Consider the following 24,874-nt stretch of genomic DNA (forward strand, 5'->3'; position numbering starts at 1 on the left):
GAAACATGCTGCTTATATAGTTGGTGTTTGACCGGCCAGCAGGTAAAGCACTGCCATACGTACGGCAACACCGTTTTCTACCTGGTCCAGAATAATGGATTGTTTGCTGTCGGCTACATCGCTGGTAATCTCCACGCCACGGTTGATAGGGCCGGGGTGCATTACCGTGATCTCTTTATCTAAAGAATCGAGTATGGTTTTATTGAGGCCGAAAAGCATGGTGTATTCCCTTAGTGAAGGGAAATATTTAATGTCTTGACGTTCCAGCTGAATGCGGAGCATATTGGCAACATCACACCAGTTAAGGGCTTTAATGAGGTTGTGCTCAACTTTTACACCTAATGAGCCGATATATTTAGGGATCAAGGTAGTAGGACCGCAAACCATTACCTCCGCGCCAAGTTGTTTAAGGCACAAAATGTTTGAAAGCGCCACGCGAGAGTGCAGGATATCACCCACTATCACCACTTTTTTGCCAGCCACATCGCCGTATTTCTCACGGATAGAAAAGGCGTCAAGCAGGGCCTGGGTAGGATGCTCGTGTGCACCATCACCGGCGTTTACAATCTGTGCTTTTACGTGTTTAGAAAGGAAGATCCCCGCACCGGCATAAGGGTGGCGCATCACTACCATATCAACTTTCATGGCCAGAATGTTGTTCACCGTATCAATCAGTGTTTCGCCTTTGCTTACAGATGATGATGAGGCAGCGAAGTTGATTACATCTGCCGAAAGTCTTTTTTCGGCCAGCTCAAATGATAAACGGGTACGGGTAGAGTTTTCAAAGAAGATATTGGCAATGGTAACATCCCGTAACGACGGCACTTTCTTAATCGGTCGGTTTAAAACAGATTTAAAAGTATCGGCAGTTTCAAATATCAGCTCAATATCTGCCCGGTTCAAATCTTTTATACCCAATAAGTGTCGTGTGCTCAGTCCTGCCATGTTATTTTGATTTCGGATTTCGGATGTTCGATTTCTGAATATTTATTTTTAAGTCCGTCATTGCGAGGTACGAAGCAATCCCCGACTTGCCGAGATGCTATACAAAGCCTCCCTGGATGGTTTGGGATTGCTTTGTATCTCGCAATGACGTATTGTTTATGCTATATTATTTATTCCTGTACTTCTGAAACAAGAACTATCTTGTCCTCACCATCAGTATCTTTCCAGCTTACCACCACTTTTTGCGACGCGATAGAATCAACCTCGATACCTACATAATCGGCAGATACCGGGATGTGACGTGAATAGCGGCGATCAACCAAAGCCAAAAGCTCTATTTTCTCCGGGCGACCGAATGCCTGCATGGCGTCCATAGCAGCACGGATGGTACGGCCTGTCCATAGTACATCATCCATCATGATCACTTTTTTACCTTCAATAATAAAATCTATTTTGGTTTGATTAGGCACCAATTGTGATTCGCGGCGGCGGAAATCGTCACGATAAAAGGTAATATCAAGATCGCCTTGCAGTATAGTTTTATCCGGAAGTATTTTTCTTAGTTCTTCAGCAACGCGTTTAGCCAGATAAATGCCACGTGGCTGAATGCCAATTAATACAGTATTTGAAAAGTCGTTATGATTTTCAATTAACTGGCGACATAAACGTTGTATGGTGATTTGAAACTTTTGTCCGTCGAGCAGTGTTAGATTTTGCATCGTATGGGTGGATTTGGGCAAAAGTAATAATTTGTTTTGAGTTTTGGAGGATGAGTTTTGAATAGGGGACTGAGTTTACCTTTTTGTTGTTAGCTCAAACCGTCATTGAGGTACGAAGCAATCCCCGATTTGCAGGGAACCCTTACAAGTCCCTCTGTACAGTTTGGGATTGCTTCGTACCTCGCAATGATGAGAATGATTGAGTGTTCCTATTCCGATAACTTCTTCAACGCTACCATCACTTTTTCAGCATCCTTTTTCGCTACAAAAATATGATCATGATAATAAGCTGCTACCACGTTGCAGCTTATATTTTCCTGGGCCAGTGCGGTTGCAAATGCCGCTGTAAGTCCGGTTGCCTCCAACGATGAATGGATGGTTAAGGTGATCCAGGCGGCAACATATGTATAGGCCAAGTTTAACTTATCGGCGGTTTCTTTCTTAAGGATGAGGGTTGTTTCTTCCTCTTCTTTAAAAAAGGCTATAATATCATCGGCGTTAATGTTGCTTAGTGAGGGCGTTGTGCAATAAACATAATCACCCTCATGAAGTACAGGCGTCATGTTTTTGAGCAGGGTGTTTAGGTTGGTTTCTCCGGTGGTCATTGGGCAAAGATAAATGAAAAGGCGACTTGAATATTTTTAAAAGGATGTCATTGAGCGAAGCGTGTCAACTCGCGCTCGTTTATAACGAGTGTGTAATTGGGTTTGCGTTTATAACGCAAAGGGCGATACAATCGCGATACTGTATTAAGCGCTCGTTGCAGACGGGCGCAAGCGTTAAAACTATAACCTAAAACCCAATAAAAAAGCCCCTCTGGATAACCAGAGGGGCTTATATAAAGCGGTTAAGCTAAAATTATGCTTCTTCTTCAGAGCTATTAGCGGCTGGAGCTTTGCGTGCTTTGTTTTCAGCACCTTCCATTTGCTCTTTTAATTGAGCTAATACGCTAAGATCACCTAAAGTTGATTTTTCAACCGAATCTTTCACTTTTTTCACCGCGTTAGTAGCAGCTTTTGCTTCTTTTTTACGGGCTTCAAATTCTTGTACACGAGCATCAGCGCGAGCTTCTTCCCAGATACGTGAGTGTGAAATAACGATACGTTTGTTTTCTTTGTTAAATTCGATGATTTTGAATTCAGCAGCTTCTTCAGCTTTTAAGCTCTTACCGTCTTCTTTAACCAGGTGTTTGGTTGGCGCAAAGCCTTCAACACCGTAAGGTAAAGCTACGATAGCACCTTTGTCGGTTACTTTGATAACGGTACCTTCATGGATCGAGTCGATAGTGAAGATAGTTTCAAAAGTATCCCAAGGGTTTTCTTCAAGCTGTTTGTGGCCTAAGCTCAGTTTGCGGTTTTCAACATCAAGTTCAAGTACAACCACGTTTAATTTTTCACCAACTTTAGTGAATTCGTTAGGGTGGTTAACTTTTTTAGACCAAGAAAGGTCAGAGATGTGGATCAAGCCATCGATGCCGTCTTCCAGTTCAACAAACACACCAAAATTGGTCATGTTTTTAACTGTAGCTACGTGCTGAGTACCAACTGCGTACCTTTCAGCAGCGTTTTGCCATGGATCAGGAGTTAATTGTTTAACACCTAATGACATTTTACGCTCTTCGCGGTCTAAAGTCAATACTTGAGCTTCGATCTCGTCACCAACTTTCAGGAATTCCTGAGGGTTACGCAGGTTTTGTGACCATGACATTTCTGATACGTGGATCAAACCTTCAACACCAGGGATGATTTCAAGGAATGCGCCGTAATCAGCAACGGTAACGATTTTACCTTTAACTTTTGAACCAACCTGAATTTCTTCAGAAAGGCTTTGCCAAGGGTGAGGGGTTAATTGTTTCAAGCCAAGAGCGATACGTTTTTTCTCATCATCAAAGTCAAGCACAACAACGTTGATTTTTTGATCCAATGATAAAATTTCGCGTGGGTGCTCAATACGGCCCCATGAAATATCTGTAATGTGCAGTAAGCCGTCAACACCACCAAGGTCAATGAATACACCAAAGTCGGTAATGTTTTTAACGGTACCTTCCAATACCTGACCTTTTTCAAGGCGGGCAACAATTTCAGTTTTTTGATTTTCCAGATCGTCTTCGATAAGCACTTTGTGCGATACCACAACGTTCTTGAATTCGTGGTTGATTTTAACAACTTTGAATTCCATAGTTTTACCTACATACACATCGTAATCCCTGATAGGTTTGATATCGATCTGTGAGCCAGGTAAGAAGGCTTCAACGCCCATAATGTCAACAATCAAACCACCTTTAGTACGGCTCTTAACAAAACCGGTGATGATTTCATCATTATCAAGGGCTGAATTAATGCGCTCCCATGATTTTTGAGTTTTTGCACGTTTGCGTGAAAGTACTAACTGACCATTAGCATCTTCCTGCGACTCAACAAAAACGTCAACTTTGTCACCGATCTTCAGATCAGGTGTGTCACGGAATTCTGATACTGATACTAAACCGTCTGATTTGAAACCTACGTTAAGTACAACATCTTTGTTGTTAACGTTAACAACAGTACCGGTGATGATTTCGCCTTTGGTGATAGAGCTGAAAGTTCCATCATACAATTTTTCAAATTTCTCACGGTCGTCATCGCTGTAGTTACCAAATTTTTTGTCGTCAGCATCCCAGTCGAAATCTTCGCTTGGTGTAGCTGCAATTTTTGATTTGATCTCTTCGATAGATATTGAATCAGCTTCTGATTCAATTGTTTCTTTTTCGCCAGCCGCTTTAACTGTACCCAGTTCAGCTTCTTTCGCTTTTAATTCTTTTTCTGCTTCTTGTTTTTTTGCCATTAAATAATTTTTCTCCTTTTCCCAATTTGTTAATTGGGACTGCAAAGGTACGGATATATTTTATTGAAAAAAGAAATTTTTTAATGTTAATTGCTTATATTTTAGGTGCTTTTATAAGTTTTTTGCTGGATTAAGCAGGTAGGGGCGAAAATAGGAGGAGATTTTACGTTTAGTAAACCATTTGATAACGTGTTTGTATCGCTATATACCCTATCAATTAGTGAGTTATGGTAGATGAAAGTTTAATTCCCGGCAGTTAATTTTGCATCTATCTCCTCAAAAATCTGCATAAAATCATTCAGCATTTCCTCCCGGTAGTTGCTTAATATCTCATCCATGATCACTTCTTGCTCAGGTGTGAAGGGATTTTTCCATACGCGCATGCAGATCCTTTTAAGCGCATAAGCTATTTGGTGGGTTTCGGCGTATGTATGCAGATACTGGCTTTTTTTAAAGCCTTCGTAAAACTTGAAGAAAACGGCAGTGTCCTCGAGCCCGGCAAAGGTTAAAAAGCTTCTTATTTTATCATCCTTACAACCAGCTAAATGATCGTAAAACTGTGCGACGCTTATTTTACCTGTTGTTAGCAATAAGTTATCGATAATTAACTCCAGGGCAATGTGTCCTAAAAAGAAAGGTTTAACCGGCGATCCAATTAAGGCCGGAGCCAGCAGTTTTTTAAGTTCGTGTGAGCGCGTTGTAAAAAAGTCGGATGAGTGAAAATACCGGTCTACATCAAGATGTTTGTTCCATCCTGCTATGATCGAATTAACCTCGTTATCAGTATGGTGTAACTTTTCGGGATGAAGGATGATGTTTTTATCGGCGTTTTTTAACAGGTCGGGCAGTACTGTTCCCAGCACGTGGTAACAGTTGGTAGTATCCCTGTCGAAATAAAAATGCGATAAAAAATTCATAAGCCTTGCCTTGCAAAATACCCGGTTTTGCTCAAGATACAAAATATAAGTAATTATTTGAAACAGATTTTACCTGTAGTTAACCTTTGGTTAGTTAATAAACACTGGCTATCCACCCAATTATTCTTTTATATTTGCACCTTTTTGAAACAGAACTTGATATGAACTTTGTTGAAGAATTACGCTGGCGCGGCATGCTGCATACCGAAATGCCCGGAACCGAAGATATGTTAAATAAAGGTATGGCTTCGGGATATATCGGGTTTGATCCAACTGCCGATTCGCTGCATGTTGGTCACCTTACCCAGATCATGACCCTGATCCATTTTCAGCGTGCGGGCCATAAACCCTATGCCCTGGTTGGCGGTGCTACCGGTATGGTGGGAGATCCGTCAGGTAAATCAGCCGAGCGTAATTTATTATCAGAGGATGTGCTTCAGCATAACCTGGAGGCGGTAAAAAAACAGCTTACCCGTTTTCTTGATTTTAACACCGGCGCCAATAGTGCCGAAATGGTTAATAATTACGATTGGTTCAAAAACTTTACTTTTCTCGATTTTATCCGCGATGTAGGCAAACATATTACCGTTAACTATATGATGGCCAAAGATTCGGTAAAAAAACGTTTGGAGGGCGACACCGGTATGTCATTCACCGAGTTTACTTACCAGCTGGTTCAGGGTTACGATTTTTACTACTTGTGGAGGCATCATAATTGTTCGTTGCAAATGGGTGGCAGCGACCAGTGGGGTAACATCGTTACAGGTACTGAGCTTATCCGCCGTAAGGATAGCGGTGAGGCTTTTGCCTTAACTACCAACCTGATCAAAAAAGCGGATGGTACCAAGTTTGGCAAAACCGAAAGCGGTGCTGTTTGGCTTGATGCTGATCGTACTTCGCCTTACCAGTTTTACCAATTTTGGCTAAATACTACCGACGTTGACGCTAAGTCATACATCCGAATTTTTACCCTGCTTGATCGTGAGGTTATTGAAGCGATGGAAGTTGAGCACGATGCCGCGCCGCATACCCGTATACTGCAAAAAGCATTGGCGAAAGATATCACCATACGGGTGCATGGCGAAGCTGAATATGAAAAAGCCATTAAATCATCTGAATTTTTATTTGGTAATGTTGGTATTGAGTTTTTGAATGAACTGAAAGAAACTGAAGTGTTAGGTTTGTTTGCAGGTGTACCTAATTATACCATAGCATTAAGCGAACTGGAACAGGGCATTAACGCATCTGATCTGTTAGCTGCTAAAACAGCAGTATTCCCTTCAAAAGGCGAGGCTAAAAAGATGATACAGGGAGGCGGCGTTGCTATCAACAAAGTGAAGATAGGTACTGCTGATGATGTTTATAATACCGAAGTTTTGATTGGTGGAAAATTCATCGTAGCTCAAAAAGGTAAGAAGAATTATTTCTTGATAGTTGCAGAGTAATACTTGATTGAACTTACGAAGTTTTTGAACCTTTGTAAGTTTTTGATTTGTTTCGAGATATAAAGATGACCCAATGACAAAAGGGGCGATGGATGTTAATCCTGCGCCCCTTTTTAATGACTAAATGAACAGTTACAAGTCGCTAAGCAAGTCCAGTTTCTTGGCGTTATATTCTTCTTGAGAGATAAGGCCGTTATCGAACAATGTTTTTAGCTTTTTTAACTTTTCGGTAAGCTCATCTGGTTTTGCTGCCGGCGCTGGCGCTGGTGTTTCCTGTACAATCGGCGCTGGTGTTGATACCGGTGGAGCAACAGGAGCAGGAGCTGCAGGTGCTGTGTAGCCATTGTTTTGAGAAAACGGCTGTGGTGAAGCCGGCGGGACAAAGGCACGCGCTGGTGAGTTTTCAAACTGTACAGCGCCTGATTCGGCACGCTTTTGTTCGAGCTCTCGCTGACGGCGGGCTTCGCGTTCAATCTCTTTACGTTCCTGGGCATATTGATAAAGTTTACGTCCCTGAATTTTAGGAAGGTAATCAACCGCCATTTCGCCACCACCGGTGGTCTTTACGCTGAATACCGCACCAATGATCTCCTCTTTGGTGTGTACGTCAACAATATCTTTCCAAACAAAATCAACAAACTTGATGGATAAACCCAGGTTTGCCGGGGTGAAAAACAATACACGTTTGTTGGTTATAGCTATACAATCGGGAAAAAGGTTAACCAGCGGCTTTTTCTGAACGGCTATGTAAATAATTTCCTCGCCTGTTGACAGCAGATCAACAAGACGTGAATAAACCTTTTCAACTGCTTTAGGATCCTGTTCCTCTGTTAAAAATTTCTCAATCATGTTTTTAGCAATTATGATGCGCGCAAAAATAACAATTATACCTGTGAAAGAGTCAAGAATCAAGTGTTAAGAATCAAGAAAAAAGATGAAGTCCTATCTAATGGCTTCTTGCCTCTTGATTCATGACTTCCTGATTCTCAAATAATACTAAGCGATCAGCAAATTGCAGCCACGAATATCCGACTGATCAAACCTGCCTAATACCTCAAAAGAGCCATCAGCATAAATCCTCCCTAAATCCTGCGTGGCAATAAATGCGCAGGAATTGATATTGGCCAGATCTATAACGCTGATACCGCCTGTTTTACCTGTTTGTAACGTACTGAGTGGATCGTTAGTATCCCGAATGATGATCTTCATCCAGGGTGGGCAATTGAAAATGCCATCGCCTTTTGAGTAGGCTTGCGACAATAGTTCGGTCATCCCGTATTCGGAATGAATCTGTTTTACGCCAAATCCTTTACCTAAAATATCATGCAACTCCTCGCGGATCATTTCTTTGCGCCTGCCTTTCATTCCTCCTGTTTCCATCACTACCAATTCGGGAAAGTTCACCCGGTAGTTTTCAATAAAGTCGAGCAGACCGAAAGTTACGCCTATTAAAAGCGTAGGTTTCCCGGCCGCTTGTTGTTTTTTAAGCTGATGAAACAGTTCATCGTGATTGTATAGAAAGAAGCCGCTATCGGGATTGTTTGATTGTTTAATCAGATCGTCGACCATGTAAATGAGCGATGAACCTTCGCGTTCCAGGTAAGATGGGAGCAGGGCTAAAACAGTGTAATCCTTGATATCGCCATAAAAAATGGCAAATGCCTTACGGAAACTATCCTCGTACCAGGATGTATCTGTTACCCTGTGGCTACTCGTAATCATGCCGGTAGTACCCGAACTGGTAAAAGTAACCTCAATAGGGGCATCGGTACTTAATATGGTATGCGATTTAAAAAACTCGATAGGTAAAAAAGGGATTTGCCCGTATGAGGTAATGGATGCCGGATCAATTTTTAGCCCTTCAATAAACTGCCTGTAAACCGGATTATGCCTTGCCTGGTAATTGAAAACCTGCAACGCTGTATCGTTAAATTGCTCTTCGGTACTGATAGAAAATACCTGCTGTTTACCGGGTTTGTTCATTGGGGGCAAAGATAAGGAAAACCGAGAGTTGAACCATGATTCGCTTGATTATAGGATTTACATGATAGCAGGGTGCTGTGAATCGCTTGATTGTGGGATTTACACGATGTTGGATGGACTATAATTTATTTGATACAGAAATTACAAGATATCAGGGTAATCCTCCAATCCTATAAATCATGGTTCAAAACACCGCAAGTTTCGGGTTGAATGGCCTCGTTTGCCGCCCGACATTTGATTTTCAAAAACAATAATCATGAACACATTTAAAATTGTACCACTATCCAAATCATTCGCCCAAAGAATAAGAACCACCATGACCGACGATTTCGGAGGCGAAGTAATTGAGCAATTGGCCACCGGGCTTGGGCCTTGCCGGGTTTCGCTTAAGCCTTTTGAACGCAATGTTGATAAACGGCTATTACTAAAACATTCGCCGTTTGAAATAGAAAACGCTTATAACCAACCGGGGCCGGTTTTTATCAATGCCGGTGATGTTGAAGAATACAGTGATATTTATCGCTTTCCGCCCGAGATCAAAGCTAATAAAAAGAGTTTTCCGCTATCACTTATTGGTTACAGCAAGGCGCAGCAAATGGTTTTAAGCCGACTTGTTGGCGATGCCGATGTAGATGAATTGATTTCCGAAATATTTGCCGAAAATGATAATGTGGAATATTTGCATGCCAGAAATGCCCAGGCATGCTGTTTTATATGCAAAATTGAGCGTGTTTGACTTTGAGATTACATAAAATTAAAAAACAAGTACGTGTTTTGGGGGTTAGTTAAGTATAGAAGCAGACAACAATTAATTATATTAATCATCCATCCCCATGAAAACATTAAAATTTTTGAGGCTCCCGGTTTTGTTAGGCCTCTTTTTTGTAATGATATCGGCAAAGCCGGCCGATGACGACAGCAAGCAAACGGAGCGTATTCATAACGCATCAAATGTGCTTAAAGAGTTTGCCAAAATGAAAGAAAGTATTCCGCACCAGTTGCTGGAACAATACGAAGGTATTGTGATCATTCCAAAGATGATTAACGCAGGTTTTGGTATAGGCGGCAAACGCGGAAAAGGTGTAGCTATGGTGAAACTGGGCAACGGTAAATGGAGCGATCCAGTGTTTATCACCCTTACAGGCGGTAGCTTTGGTTTGCAGATCGGTGTACAATCGGTAGACCTGGTATTGGTGTTCCGTGATAAGGGCGTGTTAACTAAGGTTAAAAACGGCGATTTCACCATCGGTGGTGATATTTCGGCAGCTGCTGGTCCGGTTGGTCGCAGTTCAACCGCAAGTACCGATTATAAACTACAGGCTGAGGTATATTCTTATTCGCGCAGCAAAGGCTTATTTGCAGGTATAAGCATCAATGGTTCAAACCTTGGTATCGATAAGGATTCGAACGCAGCATACTATGGAGCAAAAGCAACATCGCAGGATATTTTTGCCCAGGCAACCAGCACTACCGAAGCAGTTAAAACCTTAAAGGAAACTTTAGCTTCATTTTAATAAATAAAATAATATTGAATAAAAAATGCCCGGCGTTTTCCGCCGGGCATTTTTTATTCAATGCTTTTGAAAGGCTCGTTTGAGCAGCAGTCCTGATAATGCAGACATTCCGCCGACCAATCCGCCTAAAATTCCGGTTATTGCAAGTATAAAGCCCCAACCCGGCAAGTGAAACAAATGAGCTATCCTTGTAGCCATGATATGATCATTAGGAATGCTTTTAAACAGTGCCAGTACTATCCATACAATTAAAACCGCTACAAATGCCTGCCAAAAGGAGCTTTTTGCGGTAGTGCCAATAAAAAGGGCTGTTAAAAATGATATGATGGCAATTATCCACCAGGGTAAAAAATATCCGCTGGCAAACGAAAGTATAAGTATAATGAGGAATAACATGTTGCTATTATTTACCGGTTAATGTATATATTGATTTAATACGGGGCGATTGTTCACTGGCCGATTGCATGAAAAGAAGTTCTTTTAACTGTCCTTCATTCCAGGTTTTAAACATATCGTTATAAAAGAAACTACCCGGATTGCCCGATTCTCCGCCCGGGAAAATGCCGTAGCCTTTTACTTTTGGCCCCATTTGTACCACCATGCGCCATGACGGGCCGTGGCCATCATTTAGAGCATTGACTGTTGTGCCCGTGCCGCCAGATTCAAAATTACCCGAACCAAAAGCAGGCTGACGTAGCAGACTGGCTACTTCCATTTTTTTAAATTTCCCCCATTGCCAGTCTGGCCCTGGTTTACCACATTTGTCCACAATTTCTTTTACAGCTGCTGCAAACGCTTTATTAACTATGTCTGCCGCATTTTCCTTTGCCGGTGTGCGGATATCGTCAAACCATTTGGAATCGGGCTCTTTTAACAATAAGCGTTCGGTACGGTCCATCGACGGGAAGTTATTTTGCATGTTTTTATCGGCAAAATCATCGGCCCAGATGGCTGTATATAATTGTGACCACCAATTGCCAAATACGGTAGCCCCGATTGAATTGGCCGAAACATTTTTGTCCCATTTGGTAATCTCATGATAAGCAATAATTTGAGTGGCATCAAGTGTTTTAGGGTTGATATATTTCAACAGCGTTGGTAAAATGTCCTGAGCGCGGATGCTGTATACATCAGTTTGCAGGATCCGCATGCTATCAACAGTGGCTTTAGTCATAGCGGTAAGCCTGTCGTTAATACGTTTACCGCGTTCATACGAGGCAAACGACCAATCGATGTAATAAGGGTAGCTTGGGTCTGTTGATGACTGATTGGCCGAGCTCACAAATCCTCTCGGCGGGTTTTTAACAGTTGGGTCCTGCTCAAATGGGATCCAGCCATGCCAATCGTCGGCAGGGTCGGTTCCATCTAAAATAAATTTGCCCTGGTCTTTATATTTAAGCGGGTACTTACCGTTAGGCGTAATGGCTATATCATCTTTACTGGCAAAAACAAAATTTGATGCCGGGGCGCTGAAAAAGGTGAGCGCTTTACGATAATCATCATAGTTTTTACCCGTATTAAGCAGGTACATGGCCATCAATTCGTTTGATGGTTCGTGAGCTATCCATCGCAGTGAATGCCCTGTCGGAACAAAATCAGGGCCATCTGCTTTTTGAGCATCGTTTTGATACACTACGGGGCCATGGTGGGTATAAACCACGGTATCATAAATCGGCTTTTTACCTAATACCTCAATTTTTTCGATACGACGGGTGGTTTTATTCCATTTGTTGTTATACCAGTACTCATCCATTTTGGTATCCCTGAATTTTTCCTGGTACCAGTCCAGTACATCGGCGTCAACGTTGGTAATGCCCCAGCTGATATTATTATTAAAACCCAGGATAACACAAGGTGCTCCCGGTAGCGATACGCCATAAACATTCATGCCCGGCGCCGAAAGCTGGATTTGGTACCAGATAGAAGGAAGCGTGAGGTTAAGATGCGGATCATTAGCCAGGATAGGATAGCCGCTTGCGGTTTTACTGCCGGCAACGGCCCAGTTATTACTGCCTATGCCTTCAACTCGGGGTTTGGTATTGCTGCTATCCGTCATGTTGGCCAGGAAATTGGCCGATGGCTTAGGGATGGTGAGCGGTTTAAAATAATCCCATTTTGTGCCTACCGGGATGATGGGATCTTCGTGCATTGGATAGTCTGGGAAGAGATCATTGGTAGTGGTTGGGCCAAATTTGCGCAGGATATTGGTCATGGCAAATTCGTTTGAACCTCCGGCTAATGTTTCAGACATTAGCTTTAGTAAAAAAGCACAATTTATGGGTTTCCATTCTTCAGGGGCATAGTTGAGTAACTTAAACTCTATTGGATAATCACGTGGGCTTAACTGGTGGATATAACTGTTGATACCATCGGTATAAGCCAGGATCATATTCCGGACTGTAGGATCGGCCATCATGGCTTTTATGGTTTTTTCGGCACCGTAAACCATGCCCATGCGGCGGTGGTACCGGTCAATATCCAGTACTTTGGGGCCAATAACTTCGGCCAGCCTGCCGGCTGCCTGCCGGGTTTGAATGTCCATTTGCCAAAGGCGATCGGTAGCGGTCATGTAGCCTTGGGCAAAGTACAGATCGTGTTCGTTTTCGGCAAAAATGTGTGGGATATGGTTTTCATCAAACTTGATGGTAACCTTGCCTTGCAAGCCTTTAAGTTTTAAATCGAGCTTAGGCAAAATGTGTTTGCTTTCGGCATTTTGCCAAAAGCCATCTGCCGGGCTCAGGAATTTACCCAAAGGAGGAACAGTGCCAGTTTTTGATTGCAATGCCCAGATCAGGGCGAGCGTTATGAAAATGGATATGAATGCCTTAGTGAATTTCATTGTTGTTGATATGCCCCTAAAGTTAACTATTTAGGCTGCATATTCAAGCTTTGGCTTACGCTTGTGGTAATGTTTTTTAGGCTTGGGAGTTTGAAGCGAATCTGCTTTGGGTTGTCTCTTTTCCCGGCGGAAATCCCAGGGTGGGGTAGGGCTGGCATCCTGCCATAGGCCCAGTTTGTTTTCGCGGGCCTGCTGTTCTAAAGCAGCAAGTTCTGTGCTTTTGGAATAGGCTTTATAATGCCAGGCGTAACCGTTTTTTACCAATGCGTAATTTACGTTCGTCCCGTCTGTAAGTACCACCTGGGCAACGGTACGGCCATAGCGGTCATGCTCATTGCCGATAAGCTTTACATCTTTACCAAAGCACAGATCAGAAGTGAATTTTTTAGCTGCCTGCCCAAACGCCTGCGATTTTTCGGGGCAGTCAATCTCGGCAAGCCTTACGGTAACCTGCTGGTTGTCGCTGCTGAGCAAGCCCAATGTATCCCCATCCTTTATCTTCACAACTTTATAAACATCTGCATCGCTTTGTTTGGTGTTGTTTGGGTTACAGCCGGCAATAACGATGATTAAAAGAGCGAATAGTAAGAAGGAGTATTTTTTTAGCATGAGGTAAAAGTGCGGATTTTTTTTCTGAACCAGGATTAGACGGATTAAGTGATTTATTGGATTTACCTGAAAAAAGCGAACTGGAATGAAGAGGTTTTTAGGACTGATGAATTAAGCGATCTGATGGGACAAAGAAGTAGATAAACCGAATGAACGGATTTATCAGATTAGATGAAAAAAATCCAATGAATCCAATGAATCCGAAAAATCCCCTAAATCCCGGTTCTACTTCCCATGCAAGCTTAACGCGTTACCATCCGGATCTTTAACAGTGGCAAACCTGCCCCAGGGTGTTTTCTCGGCATCGGCCACCTCGAGGCCTTTTGCACGAAGCTCTTCAATTTCTTTATCCAGCTCATCAGTTTTAATTACAAAGCCACGTACGCTCCCTGCGGGCATTTCAGGAAACCAGTTAACAAGTGTAATGGAAACCGGCGAACCCGGGAATGACATCTGGATCCAGGTTTGTTTATCAAAGTTGGCTTCCACTATAGTTTCAAAACCCAATTTAAGATAAAAGTCTTTTGCTGCCTGCTGGTTGGTTACAGGGATAGAAATAATTTCGATAGCTTTCATTTGTTTAGCTGTTGTTTGATGGTTATAAGAAGTAGGATTAACCTTTGTTGAATGTCGAATTTATCTTTGAAATATTATGTCAATTGAAATATTTTTTCTATCAAAATGGAACTGTTTTTCGTAATTGAACACGATCTTTAAAACATAATTCGCCGGTTTTTTATTTCAGGAGAAATGTCAGTTGCCAATCAAAGCTTTTATTCCGATTTGAAAGTGAACACTATACCACTTAGTGAGCTTTTTATTAAAGACGAGTTATTTTATAACGTGCCTGACGACTGGCATATCATCATCACCGATATTAAAGGGAGTACACTCGCAGTAAGCAACGGGCAGCACGAAAACGTGAACTTTGTGGCCACAGGCAGTATCGTATCCGTGCTTAATATCGCTTTTAAGCATAATATCACTGTGCCGTTCTTTTTTGGTGGTGATGGGGCTACTTTTATTGTTCCGGGGCCTATAGTTAATAATGTAATGAAGGCTCTTGCTTTGTATAAGGATAATGCCCGGAAAAATTTTGATTTTGAACTGCGGACTGGGATTGTGTCCGTTAAAAGGGTTTATGATGAGGGATACAAATTATGTATCAGTAAATACTGCACTTCCGGCAATTTTACAATCCCAATTATCCTCGGCAATGGTTTAAGTTTTGCCGAAAAAATAATTAAAGGAAAAGAAGGCGAATCATTTGATTATATGGCACAGGAGGGAGAACTTGACCTTACTGGTATGCAATGCAGGTGGGACAAGATCCCGCCGCCCGAAAATACGGATGAGGTTGTGTCTTTGTTGGTAGTTGCCCGGGATGAAAGCAAGCAGGCAGCAGTTTTCAAAAAAGTGATTGGCTATATCGATGAAATTTATGGCGATCCGGAAATGCGACAGCCTATATCGATTCCCAAGCTGAAACTTAAGTCGACTTTTGACTGGTTGGGACGAGAAATGAAGGTGAAGCTGGGCAACATAAAAGTAATGGAGTTACTCAAAGATTGGGTTATAATGCTTTACGGTTATATTTGGTTCAATACCAAAAAAGGGAAGCACTATTTAAACCGCCTGGTTGAGATGTCGGACACGCTGGTTATCGACGGAAAGATCAATACCGTAATATCCGGAACATCAGCCCAAAGAAAAAAATTACAGGATATTTTAGTACAACTTGAAAATGAAGGTGAGCTGTATTTTGGTTTCCATGTAAGCCGTGAATCAGTAATGTCATGCTACGTGCGCGATCTGGAAGATGGGCATATCCATTTTGTTGATGGAGCCGAAGGTGGATATACCAAGGCTGCCGGCTTTATTAAAAGCAAGCTGGCAGGATAATTAAACTAATGTGGTTTGTAATTGCTTAAAAATCACATAACATATCCTTAACTTTGTGGTAAGTAAAATTTAATCCCATGAGCAAATTTACCATACCTGATAAAGTGCTGTACGTATGTGTAGGCAGTAAATGCGGAAAACGCGGCGGCAAGGATATGTATAAACTGGCCAAATCGTATATCAAGCACCATCACGGTCGCGAAGAATTGGAGGTTATTGAAACCGAATGTACCGACAGATGCAAGTACGCTCCGATATGCAGTATTCAGCCCGGCAATACCTGGTTAAAGGAATATCATCCCAAAGAGGTTCTGAAACTGATGGATCTGATAGATTAATGGAAACTTAGTTAATTCCCATTTAAAACCATTGTCATCTCGACGAACAGCGAGGAGGCGTGAGCGCAGGATGAGGAGAAATCTTATACGCCCTGCAAATCAATATGCAGGACGTATAAGATTTCTCACTCGTTCCTCGTATCGAAATGACAATAGCTGATAATAAAAAAGGTCATTTTGCATTTGCAAAAGGACCTTTTTTATTGAACTCTCTTCTTTAGAGAGGGCAGGGTGAAGCTTACGCCTCGCTGTCATATTTTATCTGACCAACATGTTTGTCGATCTGCCACCTACCGGTACCTTCTTCGCCAATAACTTCGAATAGTTCGAGGGCGCGACGGGCTTTGTATTCTTCTTCGCGTTGTTCTTTCAGGAACCAGTTCAGGAACTCCATAGTAACAAAGTCCTGCTCTTTCATACAACGGGCATAGATATTTTTGATGGAGTTGGTTACGCTGATCTCCTGGTCAAGAGCTTCTTCAAACACTTCGCGGAACGAGTTGTATTCCTGTTTGATGCCGGTTACTTCAGGAGATACGGCGTTGCCACCCATATCAAGGATATATTTGTAAAACTTTAACTGGTGATGGCGCTCTTCTTCTGCTTGTTTAAAAAAATATTCAGACGAAAAATCATAACCATTACGGTTGCACCATGAAGCCATGGCTAAATATACTGATGAAGAAAATGCTTCTTTCTTAACTTGCTGGTTTAAAAGCGCTTCGATATCTGATGATATCAGGCTTTTTATGCGGAGTAGGTCTTTCATGGGCTATCTGAATTTAAACGTTATATAACTATTGCGTGAAATTATAATGCAATAATAATGCAGTTAATGCATAATAGTTTAATAAAAAGATAATATGAAATTGATCTAAATTATCAGCGATAATTAGTCTAAATTACAGTGAGTTACTGAAAAGACGGTCGTGAATAATATGGTTGAGTTCCAGCATCACAAAAGTACCTTCTAAAAGCTCTTTCAGGTTGATGATCTGAGCGAGTGAAAGCACATAACAATGATCGCAGGCGCAGATAAAAATGATCTCCACATCAGGATCGGTAGTAGTGTTAAGCAGTTTTTCCTCAATGTCGATGGCGTAAACTGCTTTGCGCAATTTCAGGAAATTACGATGATCAAACCTTGCAACTTTACCGGCGAAATCAACATACCAGCAACGCTCCGCATCGCACTGGTAAACTGCACCTGCTTTGGTGCTGAAAACGTCGGTCCATAAAGTTAGTTCGGTGGTCGCAATCATATAACGGATACAAATATTGGTATTATTTGTAATCAATCCAAATAAAGATAGAAAAAAATTATTAACAGATTTAGGGAGCTTGGGGTTGTAAGAACTTTAGCTGTAGTTAATTGTCATTGGCCCGCTCAATTGCCGCGGGAGCGCGGGAAAGAAACAAGACCGTTAGATTCAGGAAGCAAGACAGTCGGCATACAAATCACGTCATTGCGAGGAACGAAGCAACCGCACGGAAGCATGCCTGCCTTGTAGTGCATGCGATTGCCACGTCGCGCCGAACTCATTTCCATTGCATGCTCCTCGCAATGACATATTTTTAGTAAAAACAAAAGCGCGCGGGCCCGACAAAAAAGCGGGCCAGGGAGTATGGCCTGTGAGGGGAAGCATTTTTTTGTCTTGATGTTTGGTTACTTTACATCTAAGGTAAAGTAACTGGCCCTGCCCGGCCAAGAGGGCGTCGATGTAAGTTATAAAAGCACAAAGTTTGTTAACAGCGTCTTTCGAGTGTTTTAAATCCGCCCATCATTACCCAATTAACTTATCTGTAAATTTTTCATACAAGCAATTAATTTTATTATAAATTTGAAACGCGGTTACGGACTTTTTCGCAACCCAACCAATTATCCTTTTATCATTTTTTTATATGAGAAAAACCTTACTATCCACCTTATGCTGCTTGCTGGCTGCTTTGGGTGTAAAGGCACAAACGCCTGCACTTGAGCGCATTGAGCCTATGTCATGGTGGGTTGGCATGAGCAATCCAAACCTGCAATTGGTGGTTCATGGCAGCAACATCGCGCAGCGCAGCGTATCTTTAAGCTACCCTGGTGTTAAGCTTAAAGCAGTGCATAAAGTCGAAAATTCAAATTATTTATTTGTCGATCTGCAAATTTTTTCATCGGCTATTCCGGGAACGTTCCCGATAAAATTTAAAAAAGCAGGCGAAAAAGATCTTACATACAGTTATACGCTTAATAAACGCGACAAGTCGGCGGGTAGGGCACAGGGTGTTACTAATAAAGATCTGATCTATCTGATTATGCCTGACAGGTTTAGCAATGGCGATGCCGCTAACGACTCCTTCAATAACCTTCGTGAGCAAGGCATCCACCGCGATTCTATGTTCAGCCGTCATGGTGGCGACTTACAGGGCATCATGAACCACCTTGATTATTTAAAAAATTTAGGTGTTACCGCTATCTGGCTTACTCCCGAAATTGAAAATGATGAACCCCACGCCTCATATCATGGCTACGCCGTTACCGATTATTATAAGATAGACCCCCGTTACGGCACCAATGATCTTTATAAAAAGTTTGTTGAAAAATGCCATAGCATGGGTTTAAAGGTTATTAAGGACCTGGTGCACAACCATGCCGGTACCGAAGGTTACCTGATACAGGATATGCCAATGAAAAGCTGGGTACATCAATGGCCACAATACACCAAATCAAACTTCCGCGACGCTGCGGTGATGGATCCGCATGCTTCGCCTATGGACCGCAGGCTGATGCAGGATGGCTGGTTTGATCACCGCATGGCCGATATGAACCAGAACAATGTTTACGTACAAAACTATCTCACCCAAAACCACATCTGGTGGGTTGAGTATGCCGGTATCGATGGCTTCAGGCTGGATACCTATCCATATAATGAACCTGTTTATATGGCAAAATGGGCTAAAGATGTAAAGGCCGAATTTCCTAAACTTTCCATATTTGGCGAAACGTTGGTATGGTCGGCTGCTAACCAGGCATTTTTTACTCAAGGTAATACCGTTAACCGCGGGTTTGATACCCAACTTCCAGGCGTTACCGACGGAGTTTTAAAAGATGCTATTTATGAAGCCATCAACGGTAAAGATGGTTGGACTGATGGTGTTGGTCGCCTGTATTCGGTTGTAGCGCAGGATTTTTTATACCAGGATGCTACCCGAAACACCATATTTATGGATAACCATGATATGAGCCGTTTACTATCTATGGTAGGCGAAGATATTCCTAAATACAAATCGGCTATGGCTATGCTGCTTACTATGCGTGGCGTACCGCAAATGTATTATGGCGATGAGATCCTGATGAAAAACTATTCCAACCCCGATGGTTTGGTGCGTGAGGACTTTCCAGGCGGTTGGGCCGGCGATAAGCAGAATAAGTTTACTGCGGAAGGTCGCGACAAAAAGGAAAATGATGCTTTTAACTATGTGAGCAAGCTTGCCAATTACCGTAAGGTTACTACAGCCCTGCAAACCGGTAAAATGATGCAGTTTGTCCCCGAAAACGGCATTTATGTTTATTTCAGGTACGATGCTCAAAAAACCGTGATGGTTATTTTCAACAGCAGCGAAAAGGATCAAGAAACCACTACCTCAAGATATTTTGAGCGTATTGGCGATGCCAAAAAAGCAAAAAATGTGCTAACGGATGAGATGGTTGGTCTGGATAAGGTAACAATACCGGCCAAGACAACTTTAGTATTAGAATTAATACCCGGCGTTACTCATTAAAATTAATACCCGGCGTTACTCATTAAAATAATATCTTTAGGGGACTAATTCCCTGTGTTTTACCCAAAAAAATGAATACTATAAAAGCCTGTATTTTCGACCTTGACGGTGTAATTGTTGATACTGCCGTTTACCACTATAAAGCCTGGAAAAGATTGGCTAACTCGCTTGGTTTTGATTTTACCGAACATCAGAACGAGCAGCTGAAAGGCGTAAGCCGTGTACGTTCGCTGCAACTGATATTAGGTTGGGGTGGCGTTACCAAAACCGAAGCCGAGCAGGAGCAACTGGCTACTCAAAAAAACACCTGGTACATGGAAATGGTAAACCAGATGAAACCTGAGGAGATTTTGCCTGGTGCTAAAGAGTTTTTGAAAAGCTGCCGTGCGGTAGGGCTTAAAACAGCACTTGGTTCTGCCAGTAAAAATTCCATGACCATATTGGAAAAAATTGGCATCACCGATATGTTTGACGCTGTAATTGATGGTAACAAGGTAAGTAAAGCCAAGCCCGACCCGGAAGTATTTTTAGCCGGCGCGCAAGCCCTGGGCGTATTACCCGAAGAGTGTGTTGTTTTTGAAGATGCCATAGCAGGTGTTGAAGCCGCCATTGCCGGTGATATGAAAGTAGTAGGCATCGGCTCACCGGATGTGCTTAAAGGCGCAAACCTGGTTATTAAAGGTTTGGATGAAATGACGCTTGATAAATTGTATAAACTGTAATAAAAAGGAATGTCATTGCGAGGAGGAACGACGAAGCAATCGCATGCTATACAGGGCCGCTCTGTATAGTATGCGATTGCCACGCTTCGCTCGCAATGACATGTTGGGCATTATAAATAAAGTGACTAAATGAAAAACTACATAAAAGCTGATGAGTGGAAGATAATTGAAGAAGGCTTCGATGCTCATTACAATAAAATTTCTGAAAGCATATTCAGTTTGGGTAATGGCCGTATGGGGCAGCGTGCCAATTTTGAAGAAGCTTACAGCGGCGATACCCTGCAGGGTAACTATGTGGCCGGGGTTTATTACCCGGATAAAACCCGTGTAGGCTGGTGGAAGAATGGCTATCCCGAATATTTTGCCAAAGTATTGAATGCCGCCAACTGGATAGGTATTGATGTTGTGATTGATGGCGAGCAACTTGACCTTGCCAAATGTGAAGTGTTCAGTTTTCGCAGGGAGCTGAACATGAAAGAGGGGTACCTTAAACGTGACTTTCGTGCTAAAACAGCTTCGGGTAAAGAAGTTAAGGTAGAAGCCATCCGCTTTTGCAGCATGGCCGATGATGAAACGGGTGCCATCAAATACACCCTTACCCCTTTAAACTTCAGCGGCGCTATCACCCTAACCCCATCAATTGATGGCGATGTAGTGAACAAAGACTCTAACTACGATGAAAAATTTTGGGATGAGGTAAGCAAAGCCACACAAGCTGATGGCGGTTACATTGTAATGCGCACCAAAAAAACAGGTTTTGAGGTGGCTACAGGCATGAAGTTTAGCATCCTCCAAAATGGTGCCGCTATTGAACCTGCTGCCGAGGCTATCGAAAAGGAAAAATATGTAGCTGTTAAGCTTAACTTAGAGGCAAAACAAGACGAAAGCATTACGGTAATTAAATATGCCGCTAACCTATCATCACAAAACTATAAACCCGAAGAACTGGTAGGCGAGTTAAACGCTACCTTAACCCGTATCAGCGCTAAAGGTTTTGATACCATGCTGGCCGAGCAAGCCGCTGCCTGGGCCGAAAAGTGGAAACATAATGATATCATTATCGAAGGTGATACCTCGGCTCAGCAGGCTATTCGTTTCAATATCTATCAGCTTAACCAAACCTATACCGGCGAGGATGATCGCTTGAACATAGGCCCTAAAGGTTTTACAGGCGAAAAATACGGAGGCTCTACCTATTGGGATACCGAGGCTTATTGCGTTCCTTTCTATCTTTCAACAGCACCACAAAAGGTTACCCGTAATTTGTTGCTTTATCGCTATAAACAATTGGGTAAGGCTATTGAAAACGCTCAATTGCTGGGCTTTAAAGATGGAGCGGCTTTATATCCAATGGTTACCATGGATGGTACTGAATGCCATAACGAGTGGGAGATCACCTTTGAGGAAATTCACCGTAATGGGGCTATCGCTTTTGCCATTTATAACTACGTACGTTATACCGGCGATGAAGCTTACCTGGGCGATTACGGTTTTGATGTATTGCTGGGCATAGCCAGGTTTTGGTCACAAAGGGTTACCTGGTCGGATGATAAGCAGCAGTATGTAATGCTGGGCGTGACCGGGCCAAACGAGTATGAAAACAACGTAAACAATAACTGGTATACCAGCACCATAGCTACCTGGTGTATGCAATATACCATTGATGTTGCTGATAAGATAAAAGCTACTGAGCCGGAGAAATATGCCGCCCTGGTGAACAAGCTGAACCTGAATGAAGCAACAGAGTTTGGTCGTTTCAGCGATATCGTTAAAAAGATGTATTACCCGTACGACGAGAAACGCCAGGTGTTTTTACAGCAGGATGGCTACCTTGATAAAGAGCAGATCCTGGTAAAAGACCTGCCTGCATCAGAGCGCCCTATCAACCAAAAATGGAGCTGGGACAGGATTCTGCGTTCATGCTATATTAAACAGGCTGATGTATTGCAGGGGATCTACTTTTTTGAAGATCAGTATGATATAGATACTATTCGCCGTAATTTTGATTTCTACGAACCCCGTACCGTGCATGAGTCATCATTATCGCCATGTGTGCACGCTATTTTGGCTGCCAAGCTTGGCGACGAAGCACGTGCTTACGAGTTTTATCTGCGTACAGCCCGCTTAGACCTTGACGATTATAACAACGATACTGAGGATGGTTGTCACATCACTTCAATGGCAGGTACCTGGATGGCTGTTGTTGAAGGCTTTGGCGGTATGCGTGTTAGTGATGGCAAACTTTCGTTCCAGCCGTTCATACCAGAAAAATGGTCGTCATTCTCGTTCCATATCGGTTTCCGTGGCGCGTTGCTTAACATTAAGGTGAGCAAGGACGGTGTGCAGATTAAAAATGCATCCGACGTAGAAATCACCGTGTTAGTTTATGGTAAAGAACAGTTGGTGAAAGCCAATGATGAATTACTGGTTGAGGCGTAATGAAAAGCAATAAACTATTTACTTGTTTTATTGCTGCAACAATGTTGCCCGTTATTACGTTGGCACAGGTAAAAACACATCATACTAAAAAACACATGGAACAAACTACCAATCACAAGCTCATTATATACCAGTTACTACCACGGTTATTCGGCAATACCAAAACGCTTAATAAAACCAATGGCTCGGTTGAAGAAAATGGCGTTGGTAAACTGAACGACATCAACGATAAAGCCCTGCAGGAAATTAAAAAGATGGGCTTTACCTACGTTTGGTATACCGGTGTTATTGAGCATGCTACCATGACCGATTATTCGCAGTTTGGCATTAAAGCCGACGATCCGGATATTGTGAAGGGTAGGGCAGGTTCACCGTATGCTATTAAGGATTATTATGATATCGACCCCGATTTGGCGGTAGATGTACATAACAGGATAGGTGAGTATGAAGCGCTCATTAAACGTACCCACAACAATGGTTTAAAAGTACTGATGGATTTGGTGCCCAACCATGTGGCCCGTACCTATGCTTCGGATGTTAAACCTGCCGGTGTACGTGATTTTGGTGAGGATGATGATAAAGGCAAGGGTTTTAGCCCCAAGAACGACTTTTATTATATGCCCGGTCAGCCCTTTGTAGTACCATCGGGCTATAATCCCGGAGGGGATGAATTCAAAAGCCCATTGAAGGATGGAAAGTTTGACGAGAACCCTGCTAAGGCAACCGGTAACGATGTTTTCAGCGCGGCGCCGTCAATTAATGATTGGTTCGAGACCATGAAGCTAAACTACGGGGTTGATTATATGGATCACCGTCGTGGTCATTTCGATCCCATTCCACCGCTTTGGAACAAGGTTTATGACATCCTGCATTACTGGAGCGAAAAGGGTGTTGATGGTTTCCGTTGCGATATGGTGGAGATGGTGCCCATTGAATTTTGGGGATGGGTGATCCCTAAGCTTAAGGCAGAGCATCCCGGTTTAGTATTTATCGGCGAAGCTTACGACAAAGGCAAATACAACGATTATATTTTTAAAGGCAAATTTGATTACCTGTACGATAAAGTAGGCCTGTACGATGCCATTAAACGCCTTACCCGCGATGAGCACAACTCATCAACCTGGGAAATTAACGCGGTTTGGAACCACGATAGCAAAGGTATTGACGAGCATATGCTCCGCTTTATGGAAAACCACGATGAGCAGCGCATTGCCTGTAATGATTTTGCAGGTAACCCATGGTTGGCTATTCCTGGTATGATTGTTACCGCCACGCTGAACACCGGCCCGGTAATGGTGTATTTTGGTCAGGAAGTAGGGGAGCCTGCCGTCGGTAATGAGGGTTTTAGCGGTAATGACGGTCGTACGTCAATATTTGATTACTGGGGTGTGCCTCAGCATCAAAAATGGGTAAATAACCATGAGTATGATGGCGCGCAGTTATCTGCCGATCAGCAAAAGCTTCGTGGCTTTTATCATAACCTGCTTACGGCAGTGCATAACAGCGAGGCTATTAAATCAGGAGCGTTTTATGAGCTGATGATGGCTAATGAGCGGCAGCCGGGGTTTGATACCCGTTTGTATATCTACGCGCGTTATACCAATAACCAGCGTATATTAGTGATAACCAATTTTAACCGGAGCGATCGTAAACTAACCGTAAAGCTTCCGGATGACCTGTTAACAAAATTAAACCAAAGCGGCCATAAACAATTCACCGACTTGCTAAGTGGTGCTAAATTCAATACCGATGATATACGCAACGGTGTTGAAGTAAGCCTGCCTGCCATGAGCGGATTATTGCTGGAGTTTTAGCCACTCCCTTTACGTCATTGCGAGGAGGAACGACGAAGCAATCGCGAACTGTACAGAGGAGCTTGCATAGCCGCCCTGTACAGTTTGGGATTGCTTCGTT

Annotated in this window: 22 protein-coding genes; 9 read left to right on the plus strand and 13 right to left on the minus strand. The window is 42.7% G+C overall.

The window, feature by feature from the left end; translation table 11 throughout:
• Positions 1 to 12: 12 nt before the first annotated feature.
• The 5 genes from EAH55_RS08405 to EAH55_RS08425 form a co-directional block, all read right to left on the minus strand.
• Positions 13 to 945, minus strand: a complete 933-nt coding sequence (locus tag EAH55_RS08405; RefSeq protein WP_091163068.1) for an aspartate carbamoyltransferase catalytic subunit — start codon at positions 943 to 945, stop codon at positions 13 to 15.
• A 170-nt stretch (positions 946 to 1,115) separates the two neighbouring features.
• The gene (gene pyrR / locus EAH55_RS08410; protein WP_121809239.1) at positions 1,116 to 1,664 is read right to left on the minus strand and encodes a bifunctional pyr operon transcriptional regulator/uracil phosphoribosyltransferase PyrR; all 549 of its coding nucleotides are present in this window, start codon (positions 1,662 to 1,664) and stop codon (positions 1,116 to 1,118) included.
• A 209-nt stretch (positions 1,665 to 1,873) separates the two neighbouring features.
• Complete coding sequence (locus tag EAH55_RS08415; protein ID WP_121809240.1) at positions 1,874 to 2,269, minus strand: ACT domain-containing protein; 396 nt, start codon at positions 2,267 to 2,269, stop codon at positions 1,874 to 1,876.
• A gap of 253 nt (positions 2,270 to 2,522) precedes the next feature.
• Positions 2,523 to 4,487, minus strand: a complete 1,965-nt coding sequence (gene rpsA / locus EAH55_RS08420; RefSeq protein ID WP_121809241.1) for a 30S ribosomal protein S1 — start codon at positions 4,485 to 4,487, stop codon at positions 2,523 to 2,525.
• Between the two features lie 242 nt (positions 4,488 to 4,729).
• Positions 4,730 to 5,404 carry a hypothetical protein gene (locus EAH55_RS08425; protein WP_121809242.1) on the minus strand — a complete coding sequence of 225 codons (675 nt, stop codon included), beginning with the start codon at positions 5,402 to 5,404 and terminating at the stop codon, positions 4,730 to 4,732.
• 161 nt (positions 5,405 to 5,565) lie between these two features.
• Here EAH55_RS08425 and tyrS point away from each other — a divergent pair, with 161 nt between their 5' ends.
• A complete protein-coding gene (tyrS, locus tag EAH55_RS08430) occupies positions 5,566 to 6,849 on the plus strand; it encodes a tyrosine--tRNA ligase (RefSeq protein WP_121809243.1) in 1,284 nt (427 codons plus the stop codon).
• Positions 6,850 to 6,981: 132 nt separating this feature from the next.
• Here tyrS and EAH55_RS08435 read toward each other — a convergent pair whose 3' ends face one another.
• Both EAH55_RS08435 and EAH55_RS08440 read right to left on the minus strand, forming a co-directional pair.
• Positions 6,982 to 7,698, minus strand: coding sequence for a PH domain-containing protein (locus EAH55_RS08435; protein ID WP_121809244.1), 717 nt, complete (start codon positions 7,696 to 7,698; stop codon positions 6,982 to 6,984).
• Between the two features lie 147 nt (positions 7,699 to 7,845).
• Complete coding sequence (locus EAH55_RS08440; RefSeq protein ID WP_121809245.1) at positions 7,846 to 8,832, minus strand: LuxE/PaaK family acyltransferase; 987 nt, start codon at positions 8,830 to 8,832, stop codon at positions 7,846 to 7,848.
• A gap of 256 nt (positions 8,833 to 9,088) precedes the next feature.
• Here EAH55_RS08440 and EAH55_RS08445 point away from each other — a divergent pair, with 256 nt between their 5' ends.
• Entirely contained in the window at positions 9,089 to 9,568 is a 480-nt protein-coding gene (locus tag EAH55_RS08445; protein ID WP_121809246.1) for a DUF1203 domain-containing protein, read from the plus strand.
• 97 nt (positions 9,569 to 9,665) lie between these two features.
• Positions 9,666 to 10,346, plus strand: coding sequence for a lipid-binding SYLF domain-containing protein (locus EAH55_RS08450; protein ID WP_190295119.1), 681 nt, complete (start codon positions 9,666 to 9,668; stop codon positions 10,344 to 10,346).
• Positions 10,347 to 10,403: 57 nt separating this feature from the next.
• On the opposite strand, the gene EAH55_RS08455 is transcribed toward EAH55_RS08450, so the two are convergent.
• The 4 genes from EAH55_RS08455 to EAH55_RS08470 form a co-directional block, all read right to left on the minus strand.
• Complete coding sequence (locus tag EAH55_RS08455) at positions 10,404 to 10,742, minus strand: hypothetical protein (protein WP_112567480.1); 339 nt, start codon at positions 10,740 to 10,742, stop codon at positions 10,404 to 10,406.
• Between the two features lie 7 nt (positions 10,743 to 10,749).
• Positions 10,750 to 13,185, minus strand: coding sequence for a penicillin acylase family protein (locus EAH55_RS08460; protein ID WP_121809247.1), 2,436 nt, complete (start codon positions 13,183 to 13,185; stop codon positions 10,750 to 10,752).
• Positions 13,186 to 13,215: 30 nt separating this feature from the next.
• The gene (locus tag EAH55_RS08465) at positions 13,216 to 13,794 is read right to left on the minus strand and encodes a thermonuclease family protein (protein ID WP_121809248.1); all 579 of its coding nucleotides are present in this window, start codon (positions 13,792 to 13,794) and stop codon (positions 13,216 to 13,218) included.
• A gap of 225 nt (positions 13,795 to 14,019) precedes the next feature.
• Positions 14,020 to 14,370 carry a VOC family protein gene (locus EAH55_RS08470; RefSeq protein WP_121809249.1) on the minus strand — a complete coding sequence of 117 codons (351 nt, stop codon included), beginning with the start codon at positions 14,368 to 14,370 and terminating at the stop codon, positions 14,020 to 14,022.
• Between the two features lie 174 nt (positions 14,371 to 14,544).
• Here EAH55_RS08470 and EAH55_RS08475 point away from each other — a divergent pair, with 174 nt between their 5' ends.
• Positions 14,545 to 15,696: a DUF3095 domain-containing protein gene (locus EAH55_RS08475; RefSeq protein WP_121809250.1), complete on the plus strand. Its 1,152-nt coding sequence runs from the start codon at positions 14,545 to 14,547 to the stop codon at positions 15,694 to 15,696.
• Between the two features lie 77 nt (positions 15,697 to 15,773).
• Entirely contained in the window at positions 15,774 to 16,034 is a 261-nt protein-coding gene (locus tag EAH55_RS08480) for a (2Fe-2S) ferredoxin domain-containing protein (RefSeq protein WP_114936572.1), read from the plus strand.
• A gap of 238 nt (positions 16,035 to 16,272) precedes the next feature.
• Here EAH55_RS08480 and EAH55_RS08485 read toward each other — a convergent pair whose 3' ends face one another.
• The gene (locus tag EAH55_RS08485; RefSeq protein WP_121809251.1) at positions 16,273 to 16,803 is read right to left on the minus strand and encodes a ferritin; all 531 of its coding nucleotides are present in this window, start codon (positions 16,801 to 16,803) and stop codon (positions 16,273 to 16,275) included.
• Between the two features lie 133 nt (positions 16,804 to 16,936).
• Positions 16,937 to 17,296 (minus strand): hypothetical protein, encoded by a 360-nt coding sequence (locus EAH55_RS08490; protein WP_121809252.1) that lies wholly within the window; start codon positions 17,294 to 17,296, stop codon positions 16,937 to 16,939.
• A gap of 640 nt (positions 17,297 to 17,936) precedes the next feature.
• On the opposite strand from EAH55_RS08490, the gene EAH55_RS08495 reads away from it, so the two are divergent.
• The 4 genes from EAH55_RS08495 to EAH55_RS08510 all read left to right on the plus strand — a co-directional run bounded on the left by EAH55_RS08495 (position 17,937) and on the right by EAH55_RS08510 (position 24,774).
• Complete coding sequence (locus tag EAH55_RS08495) at positions 17,937 to 19,799, plus strand: glycoside hydrolase family 13 protein (protein ID WP_121809253.1); 1,863 nt, start codon at positions 17,937 to 17,939, stop codon at positions 19,797 to 19,799.
• A gap of 71 nt (positions 19,800 to 19,870) precedes the next feature.
• Positions 19,871 to 20,521 carry a beta-phosphoglucomutase gene (pgmB, locus tag EAH55_RS08500; protein ID WP_121809254.1) on the plus strand — a complete coding sequence of 217 codons (651 nt, stop codon included), beginning with the start codon at positions 19,871 to 19,873 and terminating at the stop codon, positions 20,519 to 20,521.
• A 129-nt stretch (positions 20,522 to 20,650) separates the two neighbouring features.
• Positions 20,651 to 22,960 carry a glycoside hydrolase family 65 protein gene (locus tag EAH55_RS08505; protein ID WP_121809255.1) on the plus strand — a complete coding sequence of 770 codons (2,310 nt, stop codon included), beginning with the start codon at positions 20,651 to 20,653 and terminating at the stop codon, positions 22,958 to 22,960.
• 95 nt (positions 22,961 to 23,055) lie between these two features.
• Positions 23,056 to 24,774: an alpha-amylase family glycosyl hydrolase gene (locus EAH55_RS08510; protein WP_121810019.1), complete on the plus strand. Its 1,719-nt coding sequence runs from the start codon at positions 23,056 to 23,058 to the stop codon at positions 24,772 to 24,774.
• The last annotated feature ends 100 nt before the right edge of the window (positions 24,775 to 24,874 follow it).

The sequence above is a fragment of the Mucilaginibacter kameinonensis genome (assembly GCF_003675385.1).
Classification (GTDB): Bacteria; Bacteroidota; Bacteroidia; order Sphingobacteriales; family Sphingobacteriaceae; genus Mucilaginibacter; species Mucilaginibacter kameinonensis.